Genomic DNA, 18,131 nt, shown 5'->3' on the forward strand with positions numbered 1-18,131 from the left:
TCGCCCTTTCCTTCCCCAAGTACGCGCGTGCGAAGCTATCCCGTAGGGAATCGCTCTTATCTAACTTCTCTTCTCCTCACATTACTAAGCAACTGCAAGTTCATATTGCAGAACTAAAATTTCATCAGCTTTCAACATAGCCATAGCATATTCACTCCCTTGACTATCAGCAAACTCCACTAAATACTGACATTCCTTTTCCGTATCATACACTTCAATAATAGTTCCCACAAGTCCAACTGGCAAACTAGAAATAGATGCGTATTCTGGTTCCACTAGCGCTAATCGCGTATTTGAAATCGGCTTAAGAATCGCAACAGAATCCAAAACTCTAAAGTGTTTCATCATAGTTTAAGAAAAGCTGAAATTCAACAACGGTTAGAATTAGTTGAAGTAATTTCCCAAAAGTACCTTCTAAAGGTTGGTAGGGGCAGGTTTAGTTAGGATATACGCAATCGCAGCGAGTTTACCCATTTCACGCACCCGCCCTCCCCACGCTAGGATTTACCCCTTACTTCGGTCTTAAGTTCGCGCTGCTAAACTCAGAAGCAACAATCATCGACCCAATCCCCGCATCCGTAAATATTTCTTGCAGCAAAGCATGAGGAATTCGACCGTCAATAATGTGAGCACCCTTCACACCCTGAGCCAAACTCCGCACACAACAATTAACCTTCGGAATCATCCCCCCAGACACCACTCCCGACTCAACCAACTGTCTCGCTTCCTGAATATCCAACTTAGCAATCAGACTATCCGGCTTGTGATAATCCTCCAAAATTCCCGCCGTATCAGTCATCAAAATCAACTTTTCAGCTCCCAAACCAGCCGCAATTTCCCCAGCCACTGTGTCAGCATTAATGTTGTAAGATTGACCGTTTTCATCTGCCGCCACGCTCGACACCACCGGAATATAACCGCTGTTCACCAAAGACTCCAAAATCTGGATTTTCACGCCGCTGACTTCACCAACAAATCCAATTCCTTCCCGGCCATCTGGACGAGCTTGAATCAGATTGGCATCCTTGCCGCACAATCCCACTGCTTTGCCGCCAGCTTGGTTGATTAACGAAACAATTTCCTTATTTACTTTACCCACCAAAACCATTTCTACAACTTCCATTGTCGCCGCATCAGTCACCCGCAAACCATCCTTAAATTGCGGCTCAATTCCCAATTTTTCGAGCCAAATATTAATTTCCGGGCCGCCGCCGTGAACCACAACCGGACGCATCCCCACGCAAGCTAGCAGCACAATATCCCGAACCACCTTGTCTTTGAGATTGCTATCTTTCATCGCCGCACCGCCATATTTGACCACTATGGTGCGACCGGCAAAGTGTTGAATGTAAGGCAGTGCTTCGGACAGCACCTCTACTCGATTAGTGTCCGAATTCCTAACAAAATCGCTTTGTTTGAGCATGGGTAAATTACAAAAGACTAAAAACTTAATTCTAAACTTTAATGGCTAAAGCATATATCAACAGCCACAAAAATCACTTTTTCCCTTGAAGTTATGGACGCACAGGCTCGATCGCCTTTATTGAACCCCATCCTCAAAAAAATCATAGGTTTTTTTAATAAAAGTATTAAAATTTATGTATTATAACTTATACATTTTTTGCTACAGTCAAGAAATGTATAACTCCCTTGATTTACTTAACGTTTTATGTTAACTGCTGTCGCCAAAGACTCCGAAAACCTTCAGTACAAGCTACCATCAGAGGCTGAGTCGTCCCCCCGGATGACGGTATTTTGCGATTTAGACGGGCCCATAGTCGATGTGTCCGATCGCTACTATGCCACCTATCAACAGGGATTGGCCGATACTCAAGCAGCTTATCTCGATCGGGGAATCAACCTCAACCTTCAAATACTCAGCAAACAGCAATTTTGGCAAATGAAACAAAACCGAGTACCCGATGCTGAAATAGCCAAAAGTTCCGGCTTGTCGGGAGAAGAAATTAACGTTTTTCTAGGATGCGTGAGTCGGATTGTCAATCAGCCAGACTTGTTGCACTTAGATCGCATCCAGCCGGGAGTGCAATGGGCGATCGGACTTCTGCACTCCCGCGGCGTGCGGCTGATTTTAGTCACCCTGCGGCCGAGAAATCAAGCCGTTCAACTGTTACAAAATTACGGTTTAGCCAGACTGTTTACCAGCATTCGCGGAACTCAGATGGCGGATGCCGCCTATCACAACTATACAGCCTTAAAAACTGAATTGTTGGCTGAAGTGGCAGAAGAATTTGAGTCATCGCTGGGTTCGGCTTGGATGATCGGAGATACAGAAGCAGACATCCTCGCAGGAAAAGCATTGGGAATACCTACAATTGCCGTTACCTGCGGAATTCGCAGCCGCTATCAACTGCAAAAGCACCAGCCTAATTTCATTCTCAGCGATTTGATTATTGCCGTTCATCACTTATTAGGTTCGGCGCAACAGGCGATATTATAATGAGAAATAGCTACTGTAGGGGCGGGTTTTACCAACCATCCACGCCTGAAATTAACAATCTGCTTGCACCCGCCCCCACCCAACCAAAAATCACAATGTACATTTTTCGTATTTGATAAAAGTCAAGGTTGATGTAGGTTATCGGTTGTGTGGGGGCGGGTTTATATATATTGTTGGGGCTAGTTAGATATTGTTAGTAAAACCCGCCCCTACAGACATTGGCTGGGGCGGGTTTAATGACTAATGACTAATGACTAAGATTTTTCTAAATTCCTGGTCATTTCCCACAAGCGATTGAGCGGAAAATAAATCACCGGAGCCCAAAGACTGCTAAGAATAGCAGAACACAAAGCCACTCGCTGGTGATAGCTCCAAATTTCCAGTAAAGCCCGATCGCCCATAGCAAAAAATTGCAGCCCCATCACCGTTTCCGCTACCACCGCCATCCCAAACACAATTAACGCGATGGGAATCGGATCTCTCTCAACAATATCTACCGGAATCGACCAGGTTTTCTGCAAAACAACTGTTAAGACTCCTACAAAAACTAGACTCACAGCGTGGCTGGGATGAGGAGCCGTCATCGCATCTTGAAGAAACCCCAAAACCAAGCCCATGCTAGCAGCTCCCCAAACTGTACGTTTCCGCTTAATACTCCAAGCTACCAACCAAATTAACAGCCAGTTCGGTCCAATTCCCAGCAATTCCATTCCCGGCATCCGAGTGGGCAATATCAGTATGCACAGCATCACAGATAGAAATGTAACTGCGAAGTTGAGAAATTGGCGCGATCGCGAAGACATCCGAGATAAAGCTTTCATTGTTGCTGTGCTCCCTCAGATGCTGCTGAAGATTGACTCGGCGAATCCTTCGATTCGGCTTGCTTAGAGTGCGGGTAAACCACCGCCCACTCCAGAGCATTCATCGGTGCAGAGAACTCAACCACAGCTTCTGGAGCCGGAGTTTTATTCATATCCACCGAAACCACTTTTCCCACCGGCAAACCAGGAGGGAACAACTGACTGTAAGAAGAAGTTGAAACCATATCCCCAGGCTTGACATTGGGAACATTATCAAAAAACTCAATCACAGCCTGATTTCCGCCTTTCCCGCGCATAAAACCCATCTGGCGACTGCGGGTAATTCCCACACCCAATTGACTCGTAGCGTCGCTGACTAACAGCACCAAGCTAGTATTAGGAGTAACGCTGACAACTCTGCCTACCAAACCGCCGGGGCCCATCACAGTAAAATCTGTTTTGATGCCATCGTTACTGCCGCGCCCCAAGGTTACTTGCTGCCACCAGTGGCCGGCACTGCGGCCGACAATAGGAGCTACAATCCCTGCTGGTTTCTTAGCCGAAACGTAACCTAAAAGCTCTTTTAGCTTCTGATTTTGAGTTTCTAATTCTAATAGTTGCGCTTGCAATTCTTGAGTGCGCGCCGAGATGAGCTCCTCTTGCCCAGAGCCGTTGGCGTGAAACGGACGAGTCACCCAATTGTAAACTTCAAATACTGCCCCACCTTGTGTTTGCCGAACTCCCCAAGCGGCCGTTACAGCTAAACCTAAAAGAGCTATTGGCAGCCGCAGATCCCACCACTTTCGGAATGTATTTTTTAGCATAATTTCACTAATCTAAAATTGTTAAGTCAGGATTTTAGATTTGAGATTGCAGCCGTATTTCTAAATCCACAATCCCAAATTTGTTAACTACATATTACGCGACGACTGCCCGCTGAATACCCGTTCCAACTGTTTGTTTTCCAATACCCTACCAGTTCCCAAAACCACGCAGCAGAGCGGATCGGCTGCCACGTGAGTGACAATTCCTGTTTCGTGACTGATCAGAGTATCTAAACCTTTCATCAGCGCGCCACCACCAGCCAGCATAATTCCCCTGTCAATAATATCTGCTGCTAATTCCGGGGGGGTGCGTTCCAAAGTACGCTTGACAGCTTCCACAATTACTGAAAGCGGTTCCGACATACTTTCGCGAATTTCTGGGCCTTTGATAGTAACAGTTCGCGGCAAACCCGACAGTAAGTGCAAGCCCCGCACTTCCATCATTACATCGTCATCCTCTGGAGTTGGATATGCAGAACCAACCTGAATCTTAATTTCTTCAGCAGTGCGTTCGCCGATGACCAAATTGTGAACTTTTTTCATGTATTGGACGATCGCCTCATTGAGTTCGTCGCCGGCTACCCGCACAGACTCACTGATAACCGTACCTTGCAAACTCAAAACCGCAACTTCCGTCGTACCTCCACCTATATCTATAATCATATTGCCAGTCGCCTCAGCAACAGGCAGTCCAGCCCCGATCGCCGCAGCGATGGGTTCATCAATTAACCGTACTTCTCTAGCACCGGCCTGAGTCGCCGCCTCAATGACAGCACGCCTCTCGACTCCGGTGACACCGCTGGGGATGCCAATAATTATCCGCGGCGAAACTAAGCTTCGGCCTTCGTGAACCCTGCGGATAAAAGTCTTCAGCATCAGTTCTGCCGTATCGAAGTCTGCGATTACCCCGTCGCGAAGCGGGCGCAGTGCTATGACGTTCCCTGGCGTGCGGCCGAGCATTTTTTTGGCTTCTTCTCCAACAGCCAGCGGTATTTTTAAATCTTGGTCGATCGCCACTACAGAAGGTTCCTGCAGAACAATACCTTTGCCGGATACATAAACGAGCGTGTTAGCAGTACCGAGGTCGATACCCATATCTCTAGATAACGAAAATCGATTGAGAAGACCCACTGATTCGTACCCCCCCCAAAAACTAAAATACTATTGTGTGCAATAATGTTGTTACAAAAGTGTAACCGAGGTGGATTCTATTACGTTTTTCATCCTGAGTCTAGTCAGAAATGTACATTGTCGAGCTCAGGTTGAGCGCAGACTCGCCAATCATCCACTATCAATATGTTCTGCTAACTGGGTGTACAATCAGGATGAAGCCTCACAAGCGCTGTTCCAAGTTCAGTTTGGAGGCTAATGCCCGTGTGGACTGTTTAACTACATCACCGATCGACCACATTCCAAAAAAAGTTTATGAGTCTTAATGTTGTGACTTTAGTAGGCCGCGTCGGCGGCGACCCGGACGTGAAGTATTTTGAGTCGGGTAAAGTTAAGTGCAGGTTGACGCTGGCGGTGAGAAAGCGATCGCGCAATAGTGACGAACCAGACTGGTTTACCTTGGAACTCTGGGATAAAGTAGCCCAGATTGCTGCTGACTACGTTCGCAAAGGCGCTCAAATAGGAATAACAGGCTCTTTGAAGTTCGATCGCTGGCAAGACCGCAATACCGGAGCTAATCGATCGCTCCCTATAATTAGGGTAGACCAAATAGAGTTGCTGGGTTCCAAACGGGACAACGAGTCGGGTATGTCGCAACACAACAGCGAATTCTAGTGTTTGGGGAATTTGGGAAGTAATATTTGTGAATGGGGTGGGTGCTCGTGACTTCAGAAAAGTTAGAAATTGTTCAAACTGAGTACCAAGCTGGGCAAGTAGCTTTTGAGAGTGGCCGGTATGCTGAATCTGTGCAGAGTTTAGAAACAGCTACCGGTTTAGTCGATCGAAATTCCCGGTTGGGCGGTGAGGTGCAGATGTGGCTAGTGACAGCCTACGAAGCCTCTGGCAATACAGAAAAGGCGATCGAGCTTTGCCGCAAGCTCACCCGCCATCCCCGCCAAGAAACCCGCCAGCAAGCAAAGCGCTTGCTGTTCATTCTCGAAGCTCCCAAACTCAGTATCCCTCCTGAATGGATGGTGAAAATCCCTGATTTGGCAGCTTTAGATGAAAATCAATCAATCAGTTTTCAATCCAATCCCAACGCTGATATCAAGTACGCTAAACCCAAGCCAGTCGTACCAGAGCCTGTAGATTTGAGTCAGGTTAATACGAAAGATAATAGGTTTATCTGGGTGGCGTTAATTGCAACAATTGTAACTTTTTGTTGTTTAGTATGGCTAAGTTAGTCATAATTAAATTTATAGAAGGGATAGCAGATTCATCAGGTACGGTAACAGCAGCTTTTCAACCAGTTTGTTAGATGTTACTGACTCCAAGATCCTCTATTTATCTGCCATCTGCTATAGGTTAAACGCAACCTTTGTAACAGGGTAAACGCATCTAATTTTTAAATTCCCATATATAGCGTTTGAGCAGAGACAAAAGCGCTACACGTGGATAAATCGTTCTCAATAAACAACAATAAAGCCGAGTCCGCAGTGCTAAAACCCCTCGTTATTGACAAGATGCGTTTACCCTGCTGCCGTGCGCTTGCGGTGCAACTATTATCGCTCGCCTGCAACTAGAGCGAGTGAACAACTTATTGATAATGATAATCGCTGGTGGTGGAGAGTCCGCAGACGGCGGACTCTCGCACTCTTACTCCTTGTTTGATTATCATTATTATTTAATTATATCTCTACCCAAAGGGGTATTGACAAAATCTACTCCTTTTTAAAATTTTACCAAGGCTCCTTGACAAACTAGGAGATATTTGCTAGAGTTTCAAAAGTAGCATTAGCAATTACCAAGTAAACGAGTTGAGTATTTGTTCAGTCTCACCTCAAAGCTCAGGGTTGTAGATTAATATTGTTATTTTCCTGTAAGTTTCGATATTTTTAAACGTAACTTCTGAACAGAGTGTGTTAGCAAAACAATACTTCTAGAAAGCATCGAGAAAAAACTTGGATTTCTCGATCAAGTTGTCAGGTGCATCTAATATCTTCCCGAAACGCCTTTAAGAGTGTTAGTAAATTAGACAATTCAAAATAGGTATTTTTTGATAATGGCAAATATTTTAGGTACAGCAGCAATTGACTTTCTAAATGGAACCCCCAATGCCGACATTATCAGCGGATTGCAAGCACCAGACAAAATATGGGGGCTGGCTGGCAATGACCTGTTGTTTGGAGCTCAAGGCAACGACATCATATACGGCAACCAAGGTTCCGACTCCATCTTCGGTGGCCAAAATGACGATGTTATTTACGGCGGCACGGGTAATGACTCTATCTCCGGCGGCAAAGGTAACGATTTTCTGATTGGAGAGCAAGGAGTTGACACACTGACAGGTGGCGCTGGCAATGACATATTTATGGTTGGGAGGGGCAGCGGATTCAATGTACTAGGAGGACTCACGGCTGACGAAGCTGATTCGATTACGGACTTTACTCAAGGTAAAGATCATATAGCTTTGGTAGATAGGTTGACTTTTAATGATGTGGCGGTTGTCTCTGTGAATGGCAACACAGCAATTCAGGAACTGGTAACAGGGAATTTTTTAGCGGTGCTGCCCGGTACGGTCAACCTTACAGAAACGGACTTTATTACATTACAAGTTGCTGGTGAGGGATTCATCACCATTCCTTCGCAAATTGCCGGACCAGCAGGTCCAACCGGTGCAACGGGCCTTCAAGGTCCAGCGGGAGTGCCGGGCCCAACCGGACCTCAAGGTGTAGCAGGAGTAGCGGGCGTCACGGGTGCAACTGGTGCTACTGGAGTTCAAGGGGTGCAAGGATTTACAGGAGCCACAGGAACTGCCGGAACTGCCGGAACTACCGGAGCCACAGGAGCCACAGGAGCCACAGGGGCCACAGGAGCCACAGGAGCCACAGGAGCCACAGGAGCCACAGGAGCCACAGGGGCCACAGGAACTACCGGAGCCACAGGAGCCACAGGAGCCACAGGGGCCACAGGAACTACCGGAGCCACAGGAGCCACAGGAGCCACAGGAGCCACAGGGGCCACAGGACCTGCCGGAACTACCGGAGCCACAGGAGCCACAGGAGCCACAGGAGCCACAGGAGCCACAGGACCTGCCGGAGCCACAGGGGCCACAGGACCTGCCGGAGCCACAGGGGCCACAGGGGCCACAGGAGCCACAGGACCTGCCGGAGCCACAGGAGCCACCGGAGCCACAGGAGCCACAGGAGCCACAGGAGCTGCCGGAGCCACAGGAGCCACAGGAGCCACCGGAGCCACAGGAGCCACCGGAGCCACCGGAGCCACAGGAGCCACCGGAGCCACCGGAGCCACAGGAGCTGCCGGAGCCACAGGAGCCACAGGAGCCACCGGAGCCACAGGAGCCACCGGAGCCACAGGACCAACCGGACCAACCGGACCAACCGGAGCCACAGGACCAACCGGAGCCACCGGAGCCACAGGACCAACCGGACCAACCGGACCAATCGAACCAATCGAACCAATCGTACCAACCCTACCAACCGGACCAACCGGACCAATCGTACCAATCGTACCAATCGTACCAACCATACCAACCGGACCAACCGGACCAATCGTACCAATCGTACCAATCGTACCAACCCTACCAATCGTACCAACCCTACCAACCGGACCAACCGGACCAATCGTACCAATCGTACCAATCGTACCAACCCTACCAACCGGACCAACCGGACCAATCCTACCAATCGTACCAACCCTACCAACCGGACCAACCGGAGCTGACGGCTCCACAGGCTCCACAGGTGTGGCATCGGCGGATGCGGGGGGACTGCCACCGGAATAGGTATCGGAGGCATAATCTGAGCCAGCCGGAGCCACGGGAGCCAGGGGAGCGTCCCTAGATGCCCTCTCCTGGGAGGCCCCCTCAATCATCAAGTCATCAGTTATCAGTTATGCTATTAATAACTTTTGACTGATGACTCTGTATATCTAACTCACAAAACTCAACGCTAAAAAATTAGGTAACTTGTGCGAAAGTAGGTTGTGAGATTTATGGATTCGGAGTTTACTGCCTTTAGATTTATGGGCTTGCTTCGGCTTTCATGCTTCGCTTAACCTACTTATCAATTCCACAATTCCGCATCCGCAGTTGGTAAGCATTTTGATAAAGTTGTTCTGCCAATTTAGCTCCCGCTTCATCTCCGCTGCGGAGCAAGGCATATTTCAGGACATCGTAAGGTTTTTCATACTGTGCTTCCGGGTATTGAAATCCTATCCTTTGAATGCCTTTGCCATAGCCTTGATGTTTGCCCATTGCTATTGACAAATGAGCCCAATTAATCGCTTGAGAGTTCAAGCCTGCATAGTAAGACGCATAGGCTGCCAGCCAAGCTAATTCTGCAATTCCAGCGTGTTTGGTCAACCCTTTGGCACAGGCATTAATGGCTTCTCGCCACTCTTCTAAAGCCAGCAAACACTCCGCTTCTCGGTAGCAAGCCCAAGCTGCTTCTTCGTCCCAACCGTTCAAATTTGCACAATCTCGATAAGCAATTATTGCCTGTTGGTTATTGCCTAAACTTTTGAGAGTTTCTCCCAAGTAAAATAACCAGCGAGTATTAGTTGGTTCCTGTTTCACAAGTCGGCTGAGTATTTCTAAATCTCGGTTAAATTTAGCTAAACTAGCCGCAGCAGTTTTTGGAACTTCGGAAAATGCAAGCGCTTCCATAAAAGTGCGAATTCCTATGCCTACGTCGAAGTATTCGTGAGTCGCGCCGATATATTTTCCTGGTGTCGGGATTCTAAATAACTTTTCTTTGCAGTAAGTTCTGTTAGTTTCGTAAACTAGGAAAATGTCACCGACTAGACTATTTATTACATCTCGAATATTATTTAGTTCGAGGTGAATGCGTTCGTCTGTATCTAGGATAATTGCCCAATCAGCTTCTATTTCTTTGGCAACATCAAAGCCAAAATTCCGAGCGAGAGCAAAGTCTGATACCCACTCGAATTTGCGCTCTACATATTTTTCTCTAGCAATGGCTGAGGCAATGGCTAGACTTTCGTCAGAGACGCCGGTATCAATTACAATACAAGCATCTACCCAATGGACGACACTGACTAAAGCAGCTCCTATTAAGTCGGCGTTATTGCCGGTAAGGGTGATAGAGACAATTTTCATGCGAGACAATCGCTAAAATTAAAAAATACCAGCATAACAGGCTATTATTATTGTGAGCGATTCAACCGTAGACCAGATTTTGAAATTGGCCTCTCAGCGCGCCGATGCCGCTGAAGTATACTACCTCTCCAGCCAAGACACGCCGATCGAATTTGAAAACAATCGCCTCAAATCCCTGCAAACCAAAGCACTGCAAGGCGTAGCACTCCGGCTGATTTACCAAGGCAAAATCGGTTTTGCTAGTTCCACAGATTTAACGCGGATAGACGATTTAGTAGATGCAGCGATTCAAACAGCCGAAATCGGCGACCCCGCAGAATTTGAACTCGCCTCCAACTTCCACCTAAAAGGCCCGGAAACCACCTACACTCCGCCCACAACTCAAGAATTAGTCGAAAACGGCAAAAACCTCATCGAGCAAGTTCACGCCTACAATCCCGATATTATGGTAGATGTCGGCTTTCACGTCCGCAGCGGCAGAGTGAAAATTGCCACGACGCAAGATTTGTATGCCGAAAGAAGCAGCCAAATAGTCAGCGGCACTATTGCCGGAAATTTGGTAAAGGGAGAAGATTTTATGCAAGCATACAGTTACGACGTTGCGCGCGATCGTCCCCTAGACACCAACAGCATCCTCCAATCACTCCTCGAAAAATACCGCCTCGCCGAACATTCAGCCACCATCACCAGCGGTTCCTACCCAGTATTATTTACCCCCAGAGCCGCCGCTAGCACCCTCGGCGGCCTCTTTGATACCATCCTTTCAGGTCAAGCAGTAGTTCAAAAAGCCTCTCCCCTCGCCGACAAAATCGGCGAAACCTTATTTGACGAACGCTTTACCTTTTTTGAAGACCCCACTTTAGGCCCTTCTGCTTGTCCCTTTGACGACGAAGGTACACCCACCACCCGCAAAGTCTTGATAGACAAAGGTACTGTCACCGGATTTTATTGGGATCGCAGGTGGGCTGCTCGCGCCGGTGTACAATCAACCGGCAACGGTTTTCGTGGCGGATTGTCTCGCCCCGGCCCTGATTTAACTAACTTTTGCATTTCCCCCGGAAATACCGCCACTCAAGACTTGATTGCTAGCATGGACGAAGGTCTAATAGTAGAGCAGGTTTTAGGTGCCGGTCAGTCCAATCAGTTAGCTGGCGAATTTTCTGTCAATTTGGACTTAGGCTATAAAGTAGAAAAAGGCAAAATTGTGGGTCGCGTCAAGAATACAATGGTGGCAGGCAGCATTTTTGAAGCCTTTAAAAATTTGGCAGATTTGAGTAGCGAAGCCGAATGGGTAGGCGGTGCAGCCTATTTGCCGAGTATGCTGTTTCAACATTTGGGTGTAGCTTCGAGGCAATAAGTTCAGTGCGGTTTTACTCGTTACCAGGCTCTGCCTGGTAATACATATCATGAGGCTCTGCCTCGAATTTGGATGAAAGCTTGCGAGGCTTTGCCTCTGGACATGGGTTCCCAGGCAGAGCCTAGGAACCAGTTAACCAGTTAAACCAGTTAACTTGCGAAACAAACATAGAAACAGTGTCGGCAATTCAACGCTTTGCTAATTCATGCAAATAGGTAAAAACAGGGAAAAATTTATAATGAAAGAGCCAAATGTCAAGGATGGAACTCGGAAGAAGAAAAAGCACTTTTTCTTTCTTTTACCTTTGGTTTTTTGCCTTTTAACTCTAGTGACTGGATGCGTTCAGTACGATGTCGGGGTCAACTTTGAGAGTCAAACTCGTGGCGAAATCGTGCAGCACATTAAACTAGGGGAAAGGTTGACGAGCTTCAGCAGCGAAACTGTTGCAGAATGGTTGAAAAGCATAGAAAGCCGGGTGAGGTTGCTGGACGGAAAAACTAAACGGCTTTCCCCCACAGAAGTTCTAGTGAGGATTCCTTTCAATAATGGAGCCGAGTTGCAAGACAAGTTCAACCAATTTTACAATCCGATCGCACCAACCACACAATATCGGGTTTCAAGTCCGCTAGAAACAGATTTGCCGAAGTTTGAATCTCACCTGAATGTCAAGCAGAATAATTTATTATTGGTGCTGCGAAATCGGTTGAGTTTGGAATTGGATTTGCGCTCTCTTTCACTGCTTTCTTCTAACGGCAGTCTGCTGCTGAGTCCGGGGGGACTTTTGGAGCTAGACTTTAGCTTGAACACGCCTTGGGGCGCCGAAAGTATTGAAACTGTCGCCGGTGCGCTGGTTCCCGAAAGCTCTCAGCAAGGAAAACAGTTAGTTTGGAAGCTCAAACCCGGAGAAGTTAACTATTTGGAGGCGATATTCTGGATTCCCAGTCCCGTAGGAATTGGGGCGCTGATTATTGCCTTATTTGTGGTGGCGGGCATTGCTTTGAAATATCAAATATTGCCAGCACTGGGAATCGCCAAGAAACCGCAAAACATCGGTCAAACCTAAAGAGGATATGTCCTAGAGGGGCGGGTTAACCAATATTTTCAATCAACTCTCAGAACTCCAATAAACCCGCCCCTCCCCGGATATTATGGTTAATTGACCAGATTTGATTTTATCAAAAAAACACTGCAAATATCTGCCAAAAAACAGTTGACAAATCGTAAAGGATTTGCTTAACGTGAATTGAGAATTAGGAACAGAGAAAATGCGATCGCTAAATTTCTTCTTCATCTTTCTGATTTGCTTGGCTCTAGTATTATTCAGCATCGAAAATACACAGCCAGTCGCGATTCAAGTTATCGAAGGCGTCCAAGTTAAAGCTCCGCTGTGCGTAGAACTAATTGTAGCGACCGGATTAGGGGCAACACTAGCGTGGCTGTTCAGTCTGTGGTCGAGAATGCAGCGAACCGTTCGTAAAAACCTACCCAAATCTGGACAGAAGTAGAAACTTCTACCCGGAGTAACGAACGTGCAGGTTAAGGCTTTCCGAAGCCTACGTTGGGAGGGTCATGACACCAGAAAATAAACGCCAGTTTTCTGCCCTGTCGAACTAGGTTAAAAAGTCGTGGTGAAAGGTTTATAAGCCCGTGCCTAGTTCCGAACAAGCCCTCTCAACATTACCGAGGCAAACATTACTTAATTGGATGACAGAAGATGTCAAACTACGTTTTTCTCATTGACGCTCAAAAAACACCGATGAATCCAATTCATCCAGTACAGGCAAGGAAATTATTAGAGCAGGGTAAAGCTGCTGTTTTTCGCAGATATCCCTTTACTCTAATTCTGAAACGAGCTATCGATATTCCAGTTGTTCATCCTCTTACTCTCAAAATCGATCCGGGTTCAAAAGTTACGGGATTTGCTCTTGTAACCGACCGGGATGAGGTTATTTGGGGGATGGAATTGAAGCATCGCGGGCAACAAATTAAACTAGCTCTTGACTCTCGTAGGTCTTTACGGAGAGGTCGGAGAAACCGCAATACACGCTACCGCCAGCCGCGTTTTCTGAACCGTTCGCGCCCTCAAGGGTGGCTAGCACCAAGTTTAAGGCATCGGGTTTTAACCACAGAAACTTGGGTCAAGCGTCTGTGTAAATTTGCTCCTATTGGTGAAATCAGACAGGAGTTAGTTAAGTTTGACACGCAAGCGCTAGAAAATCCAGAGATTAGCGGGTGCGAATACCAACAAGGCACTTTGTTTGGGTACGAGAGCCGCGAGTATTTATTAGAAAAGTGGCAAAGAAACTGTGCTTATTGCGGGATTGAAAATGTTCCTTTACAGATCGAGCATATTCACCCTAGAGCGAAAGGAGGTAGCAACCGTATCTCTAATCTGTGCTTAGCTTGTGAGAAATGCAACATCAAGAAAGGAACCAAATTAATTGAGCAGTTTCTCTCAAAAAAGCCCGATTTACTAAAGCGGATCTTAGGTCAAGCCAAGCGACCTTGTTTGGATGCAGCAGCCGTTAATGCTACCCGATGGGCATTGTTTAATCAACTCAAAAAAACAGGTTTGCCAGTCACAACAGGTACAGGAGGACAAACCAAATACAACAGGCGCTTGTTGGGATTGCAAAAAACTCACTGGCTGGATGCAGCTTGTGTGGGTATCACCCAAACGCTGCAAGTCTTAACAGAGCGCATTCTCAATGTCACTGCAACTGGTTTTGGTGGAAGGCAGCGCTGCCAAACGGATAAATATGGCTATCCAGTCAAGCATCGCCCGCTGCGTCCAATTTTTGGCTTTTGTACTGGCGATATTGTTCGAGCCGATGTGCCGAAAGGTAAGTATCAAGGAACATTTACAACTAGAGTCTGCCCTATGTCGGATGGAAGAGGTGAGTTCATTATCAACAAAAAACGGTTTTCAGTAAGGCTCGATTACTGTAAAGCCATCCATCGCAAAGATGGTTACAGTTATGTCTGATATCTGAACAAAAACGGTAGTAATGTCCAGGTATGGGTAGAGATTATCGAGCAGTTCTTAACCCTCGCCTCGCGCCAAGAGATTCGCCAAGTTCGCGAAAAAGAGCAGCGGATTCAGGAATTAGAACAAAATCTTGAACGCTTTGACACTCCCCAGCCTAAAGGCGTGGGGATTCTTAATTCATCGACTAACCTTTAAGCGCCATGTCCTCGCGGCAATTCTTAAACTTTTCAACCGTAGGAAATACTACCAATTGACGAGCTTAACTCACAACACCCTCTTTGGGTCTGTCTCCAAAAGCGTACTAGGATACTGAACAAGCGAGTTCGGAGATGCCCTACCCTACCTAACAAATGAAAAAGTTCTTTGTTTTCTGGTAACGAGGATGTATTAATCCCCTAGCTGTATAGCGAGTTTTCGCCGCTCTGTGTCCCCAGTTTGTGCCTAAAAGTGTGTCTTAACTGTTTCACGAGGGCATTGCGAGTTTAACCTGGACTTTTGCAGTATACTACAAAAAACCAGCAATTCCCTGATTTTTTAGAATAGATTTAAGAAATTAAAGCCGTTCTAGAAGAACGGGGTTTTAAACCCAACTTTCCGATAAAGCCGAAGTAGAAGGCAAACAACCTTTGTTAGAAAGTGCAGAACCGATAAGTTTAGAAATAGCAGCCATTGAGGGCACGACTACTGAAATGACCGCCAATTAATTTGATATGCTCTCTGGTTTTCTCCGAGGCAAAATCTAAAATCTAAAATCTAAAATCTAAAATCTAAAATCTAAAATCGAATGGCCGTTTCCCGAGACCAAGATGGCTTAGAAACGATTTCCGAGGGTATCGCAATTTTAATTGACCTAGCCGAACGGGGAGAAATCGATCCTTGGGACGTTAAGGTAATTGAAGTGTTCGATCGATGTCTTAGCAAGCTTACGAACGCCTGCGATGCAGATCAGAGTAAGGATTTCTCCGATTTGTCCCACTCCGGCCAAGCGTTTTTGTACGCTTCAATGCTGGTTTTGCTCAAAGCAGAAAGTATCGTCCTCTCCGAACCCCCCGCGAATCCCGACGCCGACGAGCCGGCAGTAGAAGACGCAGAGCACTCAGGCGGGCGACACTTGCCGCAGCATTTAGAGCGGCAATTGCGCCGTCGCGGTGTAGCTCAACTACCGCAAAAACGCCCGGTGACTCTCCCAGAACTGATTGAGCAGTTGCAGCTAATGAAAGCAGCAATGGAGCAGCAGACAGTTACCCCCCGGCGTCGCCCTACCTCAAAAATGCGATCGCAAGCGGCCCAAGCTATCTTTGAGCTAGCTCACCAAGAAAATCTCGTAGAAACTGCTAGTGAACTCGAACGGTTTCTGGCTCAGCGGGGCGCGGAAATTGACGAGGGTTGGCTGGACTTGGACACATTGCTAGAGCTCTGGCATCATAACGACTCGCACTCTCCTGTCAACCCAGAACACCCAGTATCGACTGGGGAAGTTCACTTGCCAAATCATGACCGCGTGGGTATTTTTTGGGCGTTGTTGCTGCTATCGGCTCAGTCTAAAGTAGAGTTGCTTCAAGAGGAGTTTTACCAAGACCTCAAAATCCGCGCGCTTTGAGCTTGCAGGGGATTAGCTTCTCGGAGGAAACTAATAACTATGCCACTGCGTCGGTTAAGATTCCAGGCAGAATCTCGCTCTATGGCATTCTGTTGCTGAGCCCCGAATGCGGAGAGCGGCAGTGCGAAGTTCTTGGTGATTCCCTATTCCTGGTTTCTTAAATCTAGGTAAATTGGGGATAAATGATTGATAGCCTGGTACGATGTCGCCTATAAACTGGTCAGGATTTTGCTGTGCTCGATCGATTCGACGATCGCAACCGCTAGCATCTAATTGTTGAGTTTATATCAATTAACAGAGGGTTGAGGAAGTTAATAATGAAAGCGATGATTCTGGCGGCCGGTAAAGGCACTCGCGTCCGTCCTATTACTCAGACAATACCCAAACCGATGATTCCCATCCTGCAAAAGCCAGTGATGGAGTTTTTGGTTGAATTGCTCCGCCAGCACGGATTTGACCAGATTATGGTCAATGTTTCTCACCTGGCAGACGTGATTGAAAACTACTTCCGCGACGGTCAAAAGTTTGGGGTACAAATTGCCTATTCTTTTGAAGGGCGAATTGAGGACGGAGAAATGATTGGAGAGGCTGTCGGTTCGGCTGGCGGTATGAAACGAATTCAGGACTTCTCGCCGTTTTTTGACGATACTTTTGTAGTGCTGTGCGGCGACGCTTTGATTGACTTGGACTTGACTGCTGCTGTGAAGTGGCACCGGGAAAAAGGGGCGATCGCTACTATTGTTATGAAATCGGTTCCCCGCGAGGAAGTTCCCAGTTACGGAGTGGTGGTAACAGACGAGTCTGGCAAAATTAAAGATTTCCAAGAAAAACCTTCTGTCGAGGAAGCTCTGAGTACCGATATTAACACTGGTATTTATATTTTTGAACCGGAAATATTCGATTACATCCCTTCGGGCCAGGAATACGATATCGGTTCGCAGTTATTCCCCGCGCTAGTAGCAGCAGGCGCCCCTTTTTACGGAATTAGCATGGACTTTGAGTGGGTGGATATCGGCAAAGTTCCTGATTATTGGCGGGCAATTCAGAGCGTACTGCTGGGACAAGTTAAAAATGTTTCGATTCCGGGAATTGAAGTACGCCCCGGCATTTACGCTGGTTTGAATGTAGCTGTCAACTGGGATAAGGTTGATATTACTGGGCCTGTTTACATTGGCGGGATGACGATCATTGAGGATGGAGCAAAAATTATCGGCCCGACAATGATTGGCCCAAATTGTTGGCTTTGCAGTGGCGCCACTGTGGAAAACAGCGTGATTTTTGAGTATTCCCGTTTGGGCCCGGAGGTGCGGTTGGTTGACAAACTGGTGTTCGGGCGCTACTGCGTTGATAAAACCGGGGCTGCGATCGATTTGCAAGCGGCGGCTCTCGATTGGCTGATTACTGACGCTCGCCAAGTTTTACCGACTCAACACGGAGAAGAGCGGCGCGCGATATCTGAAATTCTCGGTAATGGTGGATAATTGCTAATTGCTAATTGCTAATTGGTAATTGCTCAAGGTAAGGTGCGCTAGCCGCACCCTACTTTTACGTTTATGAGCTCAGCTTTCAATTATGGTAATGTGCTTAGGTTGCACCTCACCTCTTCCACCATTCTCAAAAACAGGCTTTCCGGCCTGTTCCACAAAGAGTAGATATTCTTGTGGAACAGGCCGGAAAGCCTGTTCATAAAAGGCTTATTGACAGTGGTGCAACATCTCAGTTGCACCCTACATCTTGCACCATTCTCAATTAGCCGTAGGGGCGGGTTCGCCAACAGCCTTAAAGCTTGCAAATAGGTTCTATAAACCCGCCCGACCCCACGAAAAATCCTCTTATTGATATTGCTGCAAGAT

Annotated in this window: 16 protein-coding genes; 10 read left to right on the plus strand and 6 right to left on the minus strand. The window is 47.1% G+C overall.

Annotated features, from left to right (window positions below):
* Positions 1–84: 84 nt before the first annotated feature.
* Positions 85–348 (minus strand): DUF4926 domain-containing protein, encoded by a 264-nt coding sequence (locus QT992_RS06180; RefSeq protein WP_333334991.1) that lies wholly within the window; start codon positions 346–348, stop codon positions 85–87.
* Positions 349–511: 163 nt separating this feature from the next.
* Positions 512–1,423 carry an acetylglutamate kinase gene (gene argB / locus QT992_RS06185; protein ID WP_333313639.1) on the minus strand — a complete coding sequence of 304 codons (912 nt, stop codon included), beginning with the start codon at positions 1,421–1,423 and terminating at the stop codon, positions 512–514.
* Positions 1,424–1,669: 246 nt separating this feature from the next.
* Between argB and QT992_RS06190 the strand changes: the two genes are divergently transcribed.
* Positions 1,670–2,458 (plus strand): HAD family hydrolase, encoded by a 789-nt coding sequence (locus QT992_RS06190; protein WP_333334995.1) that lies wholly within the window; start codon positions 1,670–1,672, stop codon positions 2,456–2,458.
* 254 nt (positions 2,459–2,712) lie between these two features.
* Here QT992_RS06190 and mreD read toward each other — a convergent pair whose 3' ends face one another.
* The 3 genes from mreD to QT992_RS06205 form a co-directional block, all read right to left on the minus strand.
* On the minus strand, positions 2,713–3,279 hold the full coding sequence (gene mreD, locus QT992_RS06195; RefSeq protein WP_333313641.1) for a rod shape-determining protein MreD: 567 nt from the start codon (positions 3,277–3,279) through the stop codon (positions 2,713–2,715).
* Complete coding sequence (gene mreC / locus QT992_RS06200) at positions 3,276–4,082, minus strand: rod shape-determining protein MreC (RefSeq protein ID WP_333313643.1); 807 nt, start codon at positions 4,080–4,082, stop codon at positions 3,276–3,278. The genes mreD and mreC overlap by 4 nt, the downstream gene beginning before the upstream one ends.
* 87 nt (positions 4,083–4,169) lie before the next feature.
* Positions 4,170–5,177 (minus strand): rod shape-determining protein, encoded by a 1,008-nt coding sequence (locus QT992_RS06205; protein WP_006632285.1) that lies wholly within the window; start codon positions 5,175–5,177, stop codon positions 4,170–4,172.
* A 330-nt stretch (positions 5,178–5,507) separates the two neighbouring features.
* Here QT992_RS06205 and QT992_RS06210 point away from each other — a divergent pair, with 330 nt between their 5' ends.
* The 3 genes from QT992_RS06210 (at position 5,508) to QT992_RS06220 (ending at position 8,997) form a co-directional block, all read left to right on the plus strand.
* Positions 5,508–5,867, plus strand: coding sequence for a single-stranded DNA-binding protein (locus tag QT992_RS06210; RefSeq protein ID WP_333334999.1), 360 nt, complete (start codon positions 5,508–5,510; stop codon positions 5,865–5,867).
* Between the two features lie 47 nt (positions 5,868–5,914).
* The gene (locus tag QT992_RS06215) at positions 5,915–6,436 is read left to right on the plus strand and encodes a tetratricopeptide repeat protein (RefSeq protein ID WP_333335005.1); all 522 of its coding nucleotides are present in this window, start codon (positions 5,915–5,917) and stop codon (positions 6,434–6,436) included.
* Between the two features lie 818 nt (positions 6,437–7,254).
* A complete protein-coding gene (locus QT992_RS06220; RefSeq protein WP_333376728.1) occupies positions 7,255–8,997 on the plus strand; it encodes a hypothetical protein in 1,743 nt (580 codons plus the stop codon).
* Positions 8,998–9,270: 273 nt separating this feature from the next.
* Here the strand turns inward: QT992_RS06220 and QT992_RS06225 are convergent, their stop codons facing one another.
* A complete protein-coding gene (locus QT992_RS06225; RefSeq protein WP_333335011.1) occupies positions 9,271–10,332 on the minus strand; it encodes a hypothetical protein in 1,062 nt (353 codons plus the stop codon).
* 52 nt (positions 10,333–10,384) lie between these two features.
* On the opposite strand from QT992_RS06225, the gene QT992_RS06230 reads away from it, so the two are divergent.
* The 6 genes from QT992_RS06230 to QT992_RS06255 all read left to right on the plus strand — a co-directional run bounded on the left by QT992_RS06230 (position 10,385) and on the right by QT992_RS06255 (position 17,759).
* Positions 10,385–11,689: a metallopeptidase TldD-related protein gene (locus QT992_RS06230; protein WP_333313650.1), complete on the plus strand. Its 1,305-nt coding sequence runs from the start codon at positions 10,385–10,387 to the stop codon at positions 11,687–11,689.
* 238 nt (positions 11,690–11,927) lie between these two features.
* Positions 11,928–12,752, plus strand: a complete 825-nt coding sequence (locus tag QT992_RS06235; protein ID WP_333335014.1) for a DUF3153 domain-containing protein — start codon at positions 11,928–11,930, stop codon at positions 12,750–12,752.
* Between the two features lie 202 nt (positions 12,753–12,954).
* Positions 12,955–13,194 (plus strand): LapA family protein, encoded by a 240-nt coding sequence (locus tag QT992_RS06240; protein ID WP_333335016.1) that lies wholly within the window; start codon positions 12,955–12,957, stop codon positions 13,192–13,194.
* A gap of 209 nt (positions 13,195–13,403) precedes the next feature.
* Entirely contained in the window at positions 13,404–14,675 is a 1,272-nt protein-coding gene (iscB, locus tag QT992_RS06245; RefSeq protein WP_333335018.1) for an RNA-guided endonuclease IscB, read from the plus strand.
* Between the two features lie 787 nt (positions 14,676–15,462).
* On the plus strand, positions 15,463–16,278 hold the full coding sequence (locus tag QT992_RS06250) for a segregation/condensation protein A (RefSeq protein ID WP_333313656.1): 816 nt from the start codon (positions 15,463–15,465) through the stop codon (positions 16,276–16,278).
* A gap of 317 nt (positions 16,279–16,595) precedes the next feature.
* Positions 16,596–17,759 carry an NDP-sugar synthase gene (locus QT992_RS06255; protein ID WP_333313657.1) on the plus strand — a complete coding sequence of 388 codons (1,164 nt, stop codon included), beginning with the start codon at positions 16,596–16,598 and terminating at the stop codon, positions 17,757–17,759.
* Positions 17,760–18,131 lie beyond the last annotated feature (372 nt).

It is taken from the genome of Microcoleus sp. T3_D1, from assembly GCF_036700405.1.
Lineage (GTDB): Bacteria > Cyanobacteriota > Cyanobacteriia > Cyanobacteriales > Microcoleaceae > Microcoleus.

What these genes read in the sequence shown, in the direction of transcription:
- QT992_RS06180 (WP_333334991.1), bottom strand. Translation starts at nt 348, where the DNA reads ATGATGAAACACTTTAGAGTTTTGGATTCTGTTGCGATTCTTAAGCCG.
- argB (WP_333313639.1), bottom strand. Translation starts at nt 1,423, where the DNA reads ATGCTCAAACAAAGCGATTTTGTTAGGAATTCGGACACTAATCGAGTA.
- QT992_RS06190 (WP_333334995.1), top strand. Translation starts at nt 1,670, where the DNA reads ATGTTAACTGCTGTCGCCAAAGACTCCGAAAACCTTCAGTACAAGCTA.
- mreD (WP_333313641.1), bottom strand. Translation starts at nt 3,279, where the DNA reads ATGAAAGCTTTATCTCGGATGTCTTCGCGATCGCGCCAATTTCTCAAC.
- mreC (WP_333313643.1), bottom strand. Translation starts at nt 4,082, where the DNA reads ATGCTAAAAAATACATTCCGAAAGTGGTGGGATCTGCGGCTGCCAATA.
- QT992_RS06205 (WP_006632285.1), bottom strand. Translation starts at nt 5,177, where the DNA reads ATGGGTATCGACCTCGGTACTGCTAACACGCTCGTTTATGTATCCGGC.
- QT992_RS06210 (WP_333334999.1), top strand. Translation starts at nt 5,508, where the DNA reads ATGAGTCTTAATGTTGTGACTTTAGTAGGCCGCGTCGGCGGCGACCCG.
- QT992_RS06220 (WP_333376728.1), top strand. Translation starts at nt 7,255, where the DNA reads ATGGCAAATATTTTAGGTACAGCAGCAATTGACTTTCTAAATGGAACC.
- QT992_RS06225 (WP_333335011.1), bottom strand. Translation starts at nt 10,332, where the DNA reads ATGAAAATTGTCTCTATCACCCTTACCGGCAATAACGCCGACTTAATA.
- QT992_RS06235 (WP_333335014.1), top strand. Translation starts at nt 11,928, where the DNA reads ATGAAAGAGCCAAATGTCAAGGATGGAACTCGGAAGAAGAAAAAGCAC.
- QT992_RS06240 (WP_333335016.1), top strand. Translation starts at nt 12,955, where the DNA reads ATGCGATCGCTAAATTTCTTCTTCATCTTTCTGATTTGCTTGGCTCTA.
- iscB (WP_333335018.1), top strand. Translation starts at nt 13,404, where the DNA reads ATGTCAAACTACGTTTTTCTCATTGACGCTCAAAAAACACCGATGAAT.
- QT992_RS06250 (WP_333313656.1), top strand. Translation starts at nt 15,463, where the DNA reads ATGGCCGTTTCCCGAGACCAAGATGGCTTAGAAACGATTTCCGAGGGT.
- QT992_RS06255 (WP_333313657.1), top strand. Translation starts at nt 16,596, where the DNA reads ATGAAAGCGATGATTCTGGCGGCCGGTAAAGGCACTCGCGTCCGTCCT.